The sequence below is a fragment of the Bartonella sp. bp_1 genome, from assembly GCF_055808085.1.
This window is the reverse complement of record NZ_CM147851.1, coordinates 1,444,881-1,458,525: the sequence shown is the minus strand read 5'-3', so window position 1 is coordinate 1,458,525 and position 13,645 is coordinate 1,444,881. Positions and strand designations below refer to the sequence as shown.

Below are 13,645 nucleotides of genomic sequence, written 5' to 3'. Positions count from 1 at the left end.
TTCTTGACCTTATCGGCGGTTGCCGGGTCCGCTGAGGAGCGCCCGGCGGCCGTAAGCCTGTCGGGTCAATGCTCCTCTTTTCTTTAAATGATTTTTCCAATAGAAACCTTTTGTAGGTTGAAGATAGAAGAGTAAGAATATGACAATTTCTACTGCGACAAATGCGACTGTAAAAGGCATGCCCGATGCGGCTGTCAAATACCAACCCTATCCGCAAATTGATATAAAAGACCGGACATGGCCGGATAAACGTATCGAAAAGGCGCCAATCTGGTGCTCGGTCGATTTACGTGATGGCAATCAGGCTTTGATTGATCCGATGGGGCAGGATCGCAAAGAGCGTATGTTCCGCCTGTTGGTTGATATGGGCTTTCCTGAAATCGAAGTTGGCTTTCCCTCCGCTTCGCAAACTGATTTCGACTTTGCCCGCTGGTGTATCGAAAAAGGCAATGTTCCTGATTATCTGAGTTTGCAGGTCTTGGTGCAATGCCGTCCTGAATTGATTACTCGTACATTCGAGGCATTGGAAGGCGCCCATCATCCGATTATCCATTTTTATAATTCGACCAGTGAATTGCAGCGTCGTGTCGTTTTTGGAAAGGATGTCGCCGGTATCAAGCAGATTGCGACCGATGCGGCTAAAATGATTAGCGATATGGCAGCGAAAGCCGGCGGCGGGTATCGTTTCCAATATTCGCCGGAAAGTTTCACTGGAACCGAACTTGAAGTGGCATTGGAAATTTCCAACGCAGTGATCGAGATTATCAATCCGACTCCGGATAACAAGATGATCCTTAATTTGCCATCAACAGTCGAAATGTCGACCCCTAATATTTATGCCGATCAGATTGAATGGATGTGTCGCCATATAGATCGCCGTGACAGCATTATTATTTCGTTGCATCCGCATAATGATCGTGGCTGCGGTATTGCTGCAACCGAATTAGGATTGATGGCCGGTGCTGACCGTGTAGAGGGCACACTTTTTGGGAACGGTGAGCGGACAGGCAATGTCGATGTTGTGACCTTGGCACTGAATATGTTCACACAAGGCGTAGATCCGCAGATCGATTGCTCCGACATTGAAAAGATGAAGGAAGTTTACGAATACTCCAACCAGTTGAAAATTGGTGAGCGTCATCCTTATGTGGGTGAATTGGTTTATACGGCTTTTTCAGGTTCCCATCAGGATGCTATTAACAAAGGCATGAAGGCTATCAAGACAGCGAACAAGCCAATATGGGAAGTTCCTTATCTGCCAATTGACCCGCAGGATGTTGGACGCTCTTATGAGGCGATTATCCGTATTAACTCACAATCGGGCAAAGGTGGCATCGCCTATATTTTGCAGCAGGATTATGGTTTGAACCTGCCGCGTGCATTGCAGGTAGAATTTCGTGATGTGATTCAAAAAATTACCGATGAAGAAGGTAAAGAATTGCAATCGCAACGCATCTATGACGAGTTTATTAAAACCTATGTCAGTGGTCCGCAATCACGCTTTATCTTTGTAGATCATACAAGTACGACTGATTCATCGGATCGTAACAAGCGTATCTGTACAGCCGAAATTACTGATAATGGTGTTGTCAAATCGATCGAGGGCCGCGGTACTGGTGTTGTTGACAGTTTTATCGATGCTTTGTCCAAATATTTGGGGCAAAGTTTGTCGGTTGTCGATTATTCCGAGCATTCGTTGCAGCAGGGATCGGATGCAACAGCAATTTGCTATATGGAAATTGCTCATGCCAAAGGTAAGACATTCGGTGTTGCTATTGATGATAACATTGCAACGGCATCACTTGCAGCAATTGTTGCCGCAGCTAACCGGATATCGCTTTAATTCAAAAAGAGGCGGGATGTTTTCATCCCGCCTTATATCTTAAATGCCTTTCTTGGGTGTTTTAGAATATCCGGCACCATAAGCAGAAAAAGATTTGGGGTTGAGGCATCGGGCATTGATGACAACTAGTGGTCAAAAGGTTGGATGAACTCTATCTGCTCGCTTAGTGCGATTGTATTGTTTTTATCTGTGACGGTGTAGCGCTCCAGTTTGACGTACCAATCGGTATCCTTGTTTTCGATATGAAACAGGTTGTAGTTGGCCGGTGGCTTTTTACCGCCAAAGGCTTGGCTTGCCGATGCAACACCGACAACCGGTATTTTGTTTGTTTTTCCCTGCATAAAGTTCAATGTTGGCAGATGGGTGTGTCCATGTAGGACCAGTTCGGCGCCATAACGATGGATAATGTCCTGAAAGCGGCCGATTCCGATCAGTTTTTTATGGAAATATGTTGCATGATAAAGGGGAGGGTGGTGAATCATGATGACGCGAAAGAGGTTTTGTGCTTTGGCTGCATCCAGCAATCTGCCTAAATGGATGGCCTGTTGTCGATCAAAATAGCCTGCAGCGCAAAATGGTGGTGTGGCAATGGCTGATGAGCAGCCAATAATAGCAACCTGATCATGTACCTGCATATAGGGAAAGGTAGAGGATTTTTCGTTTATCCTGTCGGACTTTATCCATGGTGAGAAAATATGACAGGCTTTATTGAAGGCTCCAGGTATATAGGCATCATGATTGCCGAATATGGTAGAGATATTACAGTGTACGCTCTGTTCTTCTATCCACCGACGAGCATTGGAAAACTCGCGATCCAGTGACAGATTGACAAGGTCACCGGAAATGACGAGGTGGTCTGGATTTTGTCCATGCAAATGTTTCATCAGGGTGGGAAGCGTATGGTTGTCCATGGCGCTTTGGCGGTGTTTTTTCCAGTTGAGATAACCGGTTATACGTTTGTTACATAATTCACCCCAGCTCGGTTCAGGCAGCGGAGCAAGGTGGATATCAGAAATATGGGCAAGATGAAACATGGCTTAAAACTAGACGAAATGGCTGAAAAATCAAAAGCCTATTTTAGATACAAAAAAGGACGCTGCAAAAGCGTCCTTTTATTGAAAACAGATCAACCCCTCGATCTGTAAGAAGGCCCCCGCCAGAGGCGGGATAAGGCCTGATTAGAAGCGGTATGTAACACCGGCGCCGATCAACCAAGGATCAAGTTTGGCTTTACCGCTGACATGTTCGTCCATCTTAAGAGCACCTGCAGTTGCTGCATTCAGCTTGCCATCGAAGTTAGGACGCAGATAGAGCTTCTTGACATCGAAGTTGAAGCCCCAATGTTCGTCGAGCATATAGTCGAAACCAACCTGAAGAGCACCGCCCCATGTGTTGTCAATGTCAAGATCTTTAAGACCTACACCGGCACCATTGTGGTCGCCATCGGTTTTGTAGAAGATGGTGTAGTTAACACCAGCACCGACATAAGGCTTGAAAGCGCCGAACTGTGTGAAGTGGTACTGCAAGGTAAGGGTCGGAGGCAAAATCCATGTATCGCCAAGGACGCCTGCACCAGCTTTATGCAAAGAGCCTTTTCCGTCAATTGATGAACGGGTTGTGCCCAAGATCAATTCAGCAGCGATATTGTCGGTGAAGAAATAGGAAATGTCGAGCTCAGGAATGACAGTTGAAGAAAAATCCAACTCGCTTCGGTCAATCTGACGGACATGGCCTTTGTCACGCGGAACAACGCCCAAGGCGCGAACGCGGATCTGCCAAGGGCTCTTAGCCTGAACAACAGGTGAACCCTGGATGTCGGCAGCTGAGGAAGAGCCAGTGAAAGAAAGCGAGGCAGCGATAGCGAGTAGGCTGCAACCGATCAATTTTTTCATATTTCATCTCCTTGAGTGCAATAGGTTTTCACATATCAGTGATTAAATCCCTTGAACCCTATAACCACATAAATATCCATTGATTTGAATCAATTTCCCTATGATTAGTATCTTCATGGTTTGTTTAGACGAGGTGTGTTGCAAATTTGCATCAAAAATTTAATCGGGATGTGGATAATTGGATAAGGGTTTACGTTTTTTCATTATTTTTTACCCTGCAACAACGAATCAAATGTGAATGATGATTCGCATCTTATGATGTAAAATAGCAATTTACGCTGAAAATAATTGATGCTAAGAGCGTGAGGCAGTTTATGTGGAAGATGTTTTTGGCATGATACATACGATTTTAGACCGACGATGAACAGAAAACTGACAGGTTGTTTGCACTTTGTTGCATCGATCGCCTGTTTTCGTCCGTTTTAAAAAATCATTTTCCGGAAACATCTCATGACCTCACCCGATTTAAGCTTCATAAGCGAAATGCCTGCGCATGATGCACAGATAGAACATTTGAATGAAATAGCTTTTGGGCCGGGGCGGTTTTCTCGTGCAGCGCATCTCATACGTGAAGGTGGACCGCATGACTATCAGTGTTCTTTTGTTGTGATGAAAGATGATACATTGATTGGTTCGGTGCGTATGACCCGTATTCGTATCGGTGCTGTTGCTGCCTATCTTTTGGGGCCGATTGTGATTGAAGACCACTATAAGAACAGTGGTATTGGTGGCCAGTTAATGAAACTTGCTTTGGAGGCAGCACAAAAAACTGATGCGGCTCTTGTCCTGCTGGTTGGGGATGAGCCCTATTATAGGCGTTTTGGTTTTAGTCCGGTGGCATACCAATCCATGCAGATGCCCGCACCTGTCAATCCGAACCGCTTGCTTGCCCTTGAGTTAAAAAAAGGGGGCTTGAAAGAAGCATGCGGCGTGGTTTTACATGAAAAACGCTGGCGGGGATTATAATCGTCAGCGTCCTTCGCGATACCACATGGCGCAGAATAGCAGCAGAATGGATAGGAGAGCCAGTGCACCATTGAAAATGGGCAGTGATGATGTGCTGATGAGCCGTGTTTCACTCGCCGGTTTTAACATAATGGCATCATTGCTCTTCTGATTGCTGATCCGGATATCAGGCACTGAAAGGGGGGAGGCCGCTTTTGAATGAAGCCGCATGATATTACCACCCGTGGCCTTGGCGATAGGTTCCAGTTTCTCTGTCGTCGAAATCATGTCATTGAATTCGGGTGCATTGACGGGGCCGATATGGATAAGGGTTTTCAAGTCACCATTACTGATATGGAAAAGACCGATTTCGTCGGTCTTTATGGTTGCGGTAAAGACGCCTTCTTCCGATTTGACAAGCGGTAATGACTGTGTCTGGCCGGAAGGTGTGGTAACAATAGCATTCTCTGCCTTGTCCGCCATAGTTTGGCGACGAATACTCAATGTATTGTTTACGCTTGTTGCGGTCAGCGCTTCTTCTTCCAGTTCCGGTTCTTTCATCAGCCAATGGGCCATACGTCGATAAAGGGCAGCATAGGGACCACCGCCTTCAAATCCACGTGCCCATAGCCAGCCTTCATCTGACAACAGCATGCCGACACGCCCTTTGCCGACATGGTCAAGCAGCATTAACGGTTTGTTGTCTGCACCTTTCATGAGGACGGTTTTATTGTCAGCCGACTGGATATCGATTTGGCGCAGCCAGCGTCCCCAATGCGGCGGAGTGCTTTGTGCGCCTTCCAATCCGCGTGTCACAGGATGGCGTTTGCCTTTCATGGTCAGCTCGGGTGTATAGGCTTTTTCGATGACTTTGCCCGTTGGTAGGACTGGCAGGGCGCTGATCAGCGGTGTGCGGGCCAAAGAGGTCTGGCCGGCAAATTCAGGGCCGGTCGCCATGAGAAGTGCACCGCCGTTTTGTATATATTGGGCGATATAATCATAATAGATCAGCGGCAGCACATCATAATGCTGATAGCGATCGAAAATCACAAGATCGAAGTCGTTGATTTTTTCGACAAACAGTTCGGTTGTCGGAAAGACAATCAGTGACATCTGGTTAAGCGGCGTGTTGTCAGCTTTTTCAGGCGGACGCAAAATTGTAAAGTGGACCAGATCGACACTGGTATCGCTTTTCAGTAGATCGCGCCATATCCGCTCGCCATTATGTGGTTCACCGGAAACCAGCAATACGCGCAAATTTTCACGTACGGCATCAACAATGGCAACGGTTTCGTTGTTGGTTGATGTCAGTTCCCCGTCTTCGACAGGAATAGCCGCTTCAATAATATTCTTTCCTGCATGGGGCAGGGTGAGCGTTATCTTTTGCGGTGTGCCGGCCAACAAGTTTTCAACTTTTTCAGGTTTTCCATCAATCGAAATGGTTACCGGTATCAAGGATGTATTCGAGGCGCGGCCTTTTTCTTCGACCAGAAGGGTCAGGGTCAGTTCTTTACCAGCAAGCCCGAAACGTGGCGGGTCGATAAATTGAACAGACATGTCGAATTCATTGCTATGGCCGGTTATCAGTGCATTGATCGGGGCATCAAAACCCAGTTTTTTGACTGTATCGGGAATGTCATGAACTTCGCCGTCGGTAATTAGAACCGCGCCAGCAATACGGGCGGGCGGGACATCGTCCATACTTTTTGACAGGGTTTCAAAAAGCCTTGTCGATGTTTGTGCCGCATCCGTATCCCTTCTGCTTTCAATATAGCGTGGTTTGATATCGGGATATTGCGCCAATTTATTTTTAAGGGCTGCCAGTGCTGCATCGGTATCATGGGTACGCCCGTTCAATTTTTGGCTTGGGCTGCGGTCTATAATGACAGCCAGTGTTGTTGGTAGTGTCTCACGTTTTTCTTCAATCCATGATGGATTGGCAAGCGCCAGTAATAGGGATACGAGCGCTAGAAAGCGCAGCATCATACCGCGGCGACGCAAAATAAGTCCCGCAATAATCAATATGAGTGAGATCGTGCCGATAACGGTCAACCAGAACGGAGGAACAAGCGGGAAAAATGCCATAGATTGTGTCATCTAGGGTTCCTTTCCCAAACGTTCTAGTAGTGCAGGTACATGTACCTGATCCGCTTTGTAATTACCGGTCAGCATATACATAATGATATTGAGACCACCGCGAAAAGCCCATATGCGCTGCATCTGGTCATCGGGGATCAGGGTATATTTCCATCCACCCTTATTATTATGTGCCCAAGCACCGGCAAGATCATTGCCGGTAATGAGAATGGAACTGACACCATCACCGGCATGGATCGGGCGTGTGGATTGCCCTGCCGTGTCGGATTGTTCGATCCATAGCGGCGATCCACGATAACGACCGGGAAAGTCAGGCATAATATAGAAAGAGCGTGCAATGACATGATCGGTCGGGGCCGGTTCCAGTGGCGGTATATTGAGGGTCGCAAGAATATCGCGTAGACGCTGGGTTTGTGGAGTTACGCTGTTGTGTAGATCCATGCCTGCATTCAACTGGTCTCTTGTATCGAATAATATGGTGCCGCCATTCTGCATGAAGGCATTTATTTTACGTATGGCAAGATCGGATGGCATCGGGCTGGTTTCATCAATTGGCCAATAGATCAGAGGATAGAAGGCCAGCTCATCCTTCTCTAGATCAAGTCCGATGACTTTACCCGGTGATATGGTTGTGCGCGACTGGATGAATAGGCTCAGTGATTCAAGTCCCGATTGGCTGGTTTCATCAATTTCGCGATTGCCGGTTTTGACATAGGCAAGGTGGGTGGTGGCAGCCGCTTCGATAAGGGATTTTCCATCGGCAGCCTGTCCATGCGCTGATTGTGCATAAGCGGATAATGTGTCGAGAGGATTGATCGCTGGGCCGAATAGACCAAGTCCGGCGCTGAGCAGGATCAGGCATATCAAACGACGGCGCAGCAGAATGCCTGAAAGCAGCAAGGTAACAAGGCAATCAAACGCAAACAACATCAATGCTGCTGTCAAGAGAGGACCAGCCAATTCCATGGTCTTGTCATTTTCATAGCTGGCATTTTCAATCCGGTGGCCGGGAACTGCCATGACAAGCGGCTCGAGCATTGTATTTTTTTCAAGCAGATTAAGTGCGGAAAGATTATCTTCCATGCCATAAAGGCCAGGCAGTTGATTGAATGCAGGATGCGGTGGTTCTTGGGGTGTAAATGCGACCGGTGTTACATAAGCGGGCGGGGATTCAAGTTCTCCCTTTGCCGATAAAGTACGCCAGGGTGATAATTTTATCGGACCGCTTGTAAGCTGATGATCAGGTGCTGTCATGCCAGCACTGGCAATAAGGCGATGCATCATTTCGACGAAGAATCCGCTAACCGGCAGATTGGACCAAGTCATGTCTGCTGCTGTATGGATGAAGATCAGACGTCCTTGACCGCGTTTCTGGCTCGTGACCAAAGGCGTGCCATCCTCAAGGCTGATCCATGTCCGGTCAAAAAGATCACTGCTCGGCTGGGCCAATATCTGGCGGCTGATCGTTACATCGTCGGGTATAGAAAGGTCGGAAAAAGGGCTGTTGGCTGCAAATGTACCGATTTTTTGGGGGGCTGCCCATGACATGGCCCCGCCTAGTGAGCGTTCGCCACGGCGTAATTGCACAGGTAACAGACTATCGTCAGAGGCTGCAGCCGCTAGATTGGGGCCGGCAAAACGGATCAGTGTGCCGCCTTTCAGCATAAATTCATTAAGGGCATTTTCACTCGGCTTTGGTAGATTGACAACATCGCCCATAATAAAGACCGAAGGGTTTTGTGCGAGTAGCCGTAGCAATGTTTCATTGAGTTCACCATTACCCCCTAGGACGAGATCGCTATTGTTTTCTAGCGATTTAGCCACGTAATAAAGCGGATTAAGCAGGGGCTGGGTCATTTCTGCTGCCGATATCGATAAGAGGGCGACACGTTTGCGCCGGTTAGATGAATCGACAAGATAGGTAGCGCCGGCATGGTTCTGGTTGTCAATGCGGATATAGGCGATATCGTTGCGCAGTTCCAAGGGCAGTGACAAGGTGATGTCCTGCCTTGTTTCTCCGGCTTGCCATTTTATATCGGTTTCACCAAGCCGATGGTTGCGGATATCATAAGCTGCAATATGGCTGCTTGCTTCATGGCCATCGGCAGGACGTATCGCTGAAATGGTCAGACTGTCTGCATCGCTGGATAGGCCGTCAAGCGCGGCAAGTGTCGAAAGATCACTGTTTATAAGCAGAATTCTATTGAGTTTAAGATTGGCTATATCGGTGAAAACACGATCATCATTGTGGCTTTTTAAGCCATCGCTGAAATAGGCGAGATCAAAGACTATGTTGCTTTTTTCGAATGTATGCTCAAGCAATCCAAATGCCGTTTGACGATCAACCGGCAGTGCTCGTGGTGTCAATGCCGACAGCCGGTCGGCTATGACCTTTGCACTTTCAGGGCCTATATTTTGGTTTTGTGGTTCTGCTGTGGCAATGAGATAGACTGGGCGATTATCATCGGCCGATTGGCGTAGAAGTGTCTGTGCCTGTTCTATCCGCTTTGTCCAGTCTGACGCCGATGCCCAGTCATTATCAATCATAATGACGAGAGGGCCTTTAGCATCCAGTATGGTTTTTTGTGGTTGCCAGACGGGATGGGCCAGCGCGATGATAACAAGAGCGGCTATTAACAGGCGCAAGAGTAAGAGCCACCACGGCGTGCGGTTGGGGGTCTCTTTTTTCAGTCTGAGCTTTTTTAACAGGATGAAGGGCGGAAATCTTTCCTGCCGCGGACGTGGTGGTATAGCGCGTAATAGCCACCAGATTAATGGTAGTGCAACAAGTGCAAGCAACAAGAAGGGGGAACCGAATGTTAAAAAGTTCATATGCCCTCCCGCCGATAGCCGTGCACGGCATTCATGACATTGGCAAGATGGAATATGGTTTCAGTCAACGGCTTGTCGGTCATGCTGATTGTATAACTCCAACCATGTCTACCGGCAAAAGCTTCTATTTCATCGCGGCGTTCCTTGTAAATACGCTGATAATCGTCGCGTAGGCTTTGGGCTTGACCTGCAAGATAACGTTCACCCGATTCTGGGTCGTTAAATTCGATCCGTCCCTGATAGGGGAATTGGGCTTCTGCCGGATCGGCGATTTCAATGAGATGGGCACGGATATTGAGTTGTGCTAACAGGCCGAGCTTTTTTTTGATCTGCCCGGGTTCATCAAGGAAATCGCTAATCAGGATAACTTCGCTATAGCGGGTCAGGAGTGCCGCATCGGGTAGTGCTGGTCGGTTATCTTTTACTAGGGACATGGCCATGCGTTCCGCTGCATCACGTGTGTGGGTCGGCTGCATGGTTGCAGGTATACCGACACGCTCGCCAGCGCGCGAAAACAAATCGCCAAGGGCCAATGACAGTAATAAGGCATGATCGATTTTGGAGCGTTGTGCAAAGCGTGAACGATAGGCCATGGATTGTGTCTGGTCCGGCCATATCCAGATTGTCTGGGCGGCTTCCCATTCGCGGTCGCGCAGATAGGTATGGTCATCACGCGCCGAGCGACGCCAGTCAATACGTGCAACCGATTCACCTTCGACATAGGGCCGAAACTGCCAGAAGCTTTCACCCGTGCCTCGGCGTCGGCGGCCATGCCAGCCTAGAAGGACATGGTTGGCAATGCGGGCAGCTTCGATGAGTAGATCGGGCATGCGGGCAGCCTGCTCGCGTGCCGATGCTGCAAGATTGTTAAGATCAGAACGGATCGCTTGCGCGCCGATGGCCATTAGAGGGTCTCTTTCACCAGGTCGTCAATAATGTCACTCATGCGCAAACCTTCGGCACGTGCGGTAAAATTGAGCGCCATGCGGTGCTGTAAGACTGGTTCGGCTAATGCAGCAATGTCATCGAGCGATGGGGCCAGGCGTCCCTGATAAAGGGCGCGGGCACGTACGCAAAGGGAAAGTGCCTGTGAGGCGCGCGGCCCTGGTCCCCATGCAATATGGGATCGGGCGTGTCGGTTATCGGCACCCGGGCGCGCGGCGTGTACAAGTTTCAAAATGGCATCAATGACTTTTTCAGAAACCGGCATATGACGGATAAGCTGTTGGATCTCTATCAATCGGGCCGGGGTAATCACGACTTTGATGTCTCCGGTTTTTGCTCCTGTGGTTTCCAAGATAATACGTCGCTCGGTTTCCATATCGGGATAGGTGATGTTGATTTGCATTAAAAAACGGTCAAGCTGGGCTTCCGGCAAAGGATAGGTGCCTTCCTGTTCCAGCGGATTTTGTGTGGCCAATACATGGAAAGGCTGTGGCAAGGCATAGGTCTCGCCAGCAACGGTAACATGGTATTCCTGCATGGCCTGAAGTAATGCGGACTGGGTACGGGGTGATGCCCTATTGATTTCGTCAGCCATTAGCAATTGGGCAAAAACCGGTCCTTTAATATAGCGGAATGAGCGCTTGCCGGCTTTTTCATCCAATACTTCGGAACCGATAATATCGGAAGGCATTAGATCGGGCGTAAACTGGATACGCTTCTGGTCAAGGCCGAGAACCTGCCCCAATGTTTCGACAAGCCGTGTCTTGGCGAGACCGGGTACGCCAACAAGCAATGCATGTCCACCGGCAAAAATGGCACTTAAGGCATATTCAATCACGTCTTCCTGTCCAAAGATTACTTTATCAATGCCTGTTTTCAGTTGGCTGATTTCTTCATGGACGGCATCAGCATCCTTGATTATGTCCTGCGCGGAGGAATGGATTATTTTTTTCTGACCGCGTTTTGTCGGGGTTGCTGCTGCTCGGCTCATTCGTCTTCTCTAACCTGTTTGTAATGAAACATTTTATAGGGCGTCATTTTATCGTTACATTTTGTAGTACATTTTGTCATTGAAAGAATGACCATTTCATGGCTTGTAACAGAAAACCAACAAAAATGATCAATTGTCACAAGAAACCTGAAACGGATATACGCTTGAGCGATTTTCCTCTTTATTCACTTGATGATGTACGCCAACGTCTGGCGCAGCGTCCGGCATCTGTAAATGAAACGGGTGATCTATTGCCGCCTGTCGGGCGTACACGCGATGAGCGACAGAGCTGGAAAAAAGCAGCTGTACTCATAGCTTTACGCGCACATGAAGAGGGTGCATCGCTTATTTTGACACGGCGATCAACCCGTCTTAGCAAACATTCCGGACAGATTGCCTTCCCAGGTGGCAAGATTGATCCTGTAGATAAAGATGCACATGCGGCTGCCTTGCGCGAGGCCGATGAGGAGATTGGATTGCATAGGGGGCATGTTGAAATTATTGGTGAACAGCCGCCTTATTTTACCGGTACTGGTTATGAGGTGACGCCGGTTGTTGCTATTGTTGCGACTGAAGCATCTTTACAGATCAACCGTGATGAGGTTGACGAGGTCTTCGAAGTTCCTTTTGGTTTTGTTATGGAACCTAAAAACTATCAGCGTATTGCCATGGACATTCAAGGCGAGCGACGCAAGTTTTTCGCTATTTCCTATCATGATTATTATATATGGGGGGCTACGGCGGGTATGCTGCGTGCGCTTTATGAAAGGCTTTATGCGTAATGAAGAAGACAAGTGATTTTGGCTGGATCAACGAGCCGCATCTGCAAACCCTGCTTTCAGCGCTTTGTGTGGATGGTGATGAGGCGCGTGTGGTTGGTGGTGCGGTGCGCAATAGTTTGATGCAGCATCCTATATCCGATATTGATATTGCAACGACAAGTCTGCCGGATGTCACGATATTACGGGCGCAAAGTGCCGGTTTCAAGGTTGTTCCGACGGGTATTGATTTTGGTACGGTAACCGCAGTCAAGGATGGCCTGTCTTTTGAGGTTACGACATTGCGCGCCGATATCGAGACGGATGGCCGTCATGCCAAAGTGGTTTTCGGACGTGATTGGGTGCTGGATGCCGAGCGACGTGATTTTACCATCAATGCCCTTTACATGGACGGACAGGGCAAAATTTACGATTTTTTCAACGGTTTGGATGATCTGGAAAAAAGGCTTTTACGGTTTATCGGTGATGCCGACCGTCGCATAGAAGAAGATTATTTGCGTATTTTGCGGTTTTTCCGCTTTTTTGCTTGGTATGGCAATGGGCGGCCCGATGCCGAAGGGCTTAAGGCTTGTGCCCGCCATAAAAGCGGACTGACCGGTTTGTCGGCAGAACGTATATGGTCCGAGCTTTATAAAACGCTTGCGGCCCCAGACCCTTCACGTGCTTTGTTATGGATGCGTCAGAGCGGTGTCTTGAGTGTCATCCTGCCGGAAAGTGAGAAATGGGGTATTGATACAATCCATCCATTGGTTGCAATCGAGCGTGAACGGCATTGGCCTCATGATCCCCTGTTGCGATTGGAAGCGATTGTTCCGGTGGATGCCATGCGTATGAAGGCGCTATCCGAGCGGTTGAAATTATCCAATGTCCAATCCTGTCGCCTTATCGATTGGGCTAAAATTAGCACCATTGGTGCCGATATTTCAGATATGGCATTGCGTGGCATAATCTATAGGGAGGGGCAGGCGCCTGTTTTGGATCATTTGAAACTGGCGTTGGCCCGCTATCATGCCAAAGCTATGCAGGATGACAAGGCATTGATTGATCTTGCCCGCTATGCCCATTTGATTGATGTGGCTGAAAACCCTGATATACCGGTTTTTCCGCTTAAAGGGCAGGATCTGATCGAACGGGGTTACGAGAAGGGGCCCGTCTTGGGCGAGCAGCTTAAAAAGTTGGAGCAGACATGGCTGGAGTCCGGCTTTATATTGAGCCGTGAAGAACTGCTTGCAATGATTTAGCTGTGTAGTCATGACGCAATTGGACGGCCTTGTGGTTTGCAAGGCTGTATATGTCATGATAGTCGAAAAATATTGTAAAG

Annotated in this window: 10 protein-coding genes; 4 read left to right on the top strand and 6 right to left on the bottom strand. The window is 48.3% G+C overall.

Annotation, left to right across the window (positions count from 1 at the left end; all coding sequences use genetic code 11):
* The first annotated feature begins 139 nt into the window (after positions 1 to 139).
* Positions 140 to 1,843: a 2-isopropylmalate synthase gene (gene leuA, locus ACYZ97_RS07230; RefSeq protein ID WP_473297796.1), complete on the top strand. Its 1,704-nt coding sequence runs from the start codon at positions 140 to 142 to the stop codon at positions 1,841 to 1,843.
* 125 nt (positions 1,844 to 1,968) lie between these two features.
* Here leuA and ACYZ97_RS07225 read toward each other — a convergent pair whose 3' ends face one another.
* On the bottom strand, positions 1,969 to 2,877 hold the full coding sequence (locus tag ACYZ97_RS07225) for a metallophosphoesterase family protein (RefSeq protein ID WP_473297795.1): 909 nt from the start codon (positions 2,875 to 2,877) through the stop codon (positions 1,969 to 1,971).
* Positions 2,878 to 3,021: 144 nt separating this feature from the next.
* Complete coding sequence (locus tag ACYZ97_RS07220) at positions 3,022 to 3,735, bottom strand: OmpW/AlkL family protein (protein WP_473297794.1); 714 nt, start codon at positions 3,733 to 3,735, stop codon at positions 3,022 to 3,024.
* A 450-nt stretch (positions 3,736 to 4,185) separates the two neighbouring features.
* Here ACYZ97_RS07220 and ACYZ97_RS07215 point away from each other — a divergent pair, with 450 nt between their 5' ends.
* The gene (locus ACYZ97_RS07215; RefSeq protein WP_473297792.1) at positions 4,186 to 4,701 is read left to right on the top strand and encodes a GNAT family N-acetyltransferase; all 516 of its coding nucleotides are present in this window, start codon (positions 4,186 to 4,188) and stop codon (positions 4,699 to 4,701) included.
* Positions 4,702 to 4,704: 3 nt separating this feature from the next.
* On the opposite strand, the gene ACYZ97_RS07210 is transcribed toward ACYZ97_RS07215, so the two are convergent.
* The 4 genes from ACYZ97_RS07210 to ACYZ97_RS07195 are packed head-to-tail and all read right to left on the bottom strand — an operon-like array spanning position 4,705 to position 11,545.
* Positions 4,705 to 6,777 (bottom strand): glutamine amidotransferase, encoded by a 2,073-nt coding sequence (locus ACYZ97_RS07210; RefSeq protein ID WP_473297791.1) that lies wholly within the window; start codon positions 6,775 to 6,777, stop codon positions 4,705 to 4,707.
* On the bottom strand, positions 6,778 to 9,609 hold the full coding sequence (locus tag ACYZ97_RS07205; protein WP_473297789.1) for a DUF4159 domain-containing protein: 2,832 nt from the start codon (positions 9,607 to 9,609) through the stop codon (positions 6,778 to 6,780).
* Positions 9,606 to 10,514 carry a DUF58 domain-containing protein gene (locus ACYZ97_RS07200; RefSeq protein WP_473297788.1) on the bottom strand — a complete coding sequence of 303 codons (909 nt, stop codon included), beginning with the start codon at positions 10,512 to 10,514 and terminating at the stop codon, positions 9,606 to 9,608. Before ACYZ97_RS07200 ends, ACYZ97_RS07205 begins: the two co-directional genes overlap by 4 nt.
* Positions 10,514 to 11,545 (bottom strand): AAA family ATPase, encoded by a 1,032-nt coding sequence (locus ACYZ97_RS07195; protein WP_473297786.1) that lies wholly within the window; start codon positions 11,543 to 11,545, stop codon positions 10,514 to 10,516. Before ACYZ97_RS07195 ends, ACYZ97_RS07200 begins: the two co-directional genes overlap by 1 nt.
* A 164-nt stretch (positions 11,546 to 11,709) precedes the next feature.
* Between ACYZ97_RS07195 and ACYZ97_RS07190 the strand changes: the two genes are divergently transcribed.
* Positions 11,710 to 12,327, top strand: coding sequence for a CoA pyrophosphatase (locus tag ACYZ97_RS07190; RefSeq protein ID WP_473297784.1), 618 nt, complete (start codon positions 11,710 to 11,712; stop codon positions 12,325 to 12,327).
* Entirely contained in the window at positions 12,327 to 13,565 is a 1,239-nt protein-coding gene (locus tag ACYZ97_RS07185; RefSeq protein WP_473297782.1) for a CCA tRNA nucleotidyltransferase, read from the top strand. Before ACYZ97_RS07190 ends, ACYZ97_RS07185 begins: the two co-directional genes overlap by 1 nt.
* Positions 13,566 to 13,645: the final 80 nt, after the last annotated feature.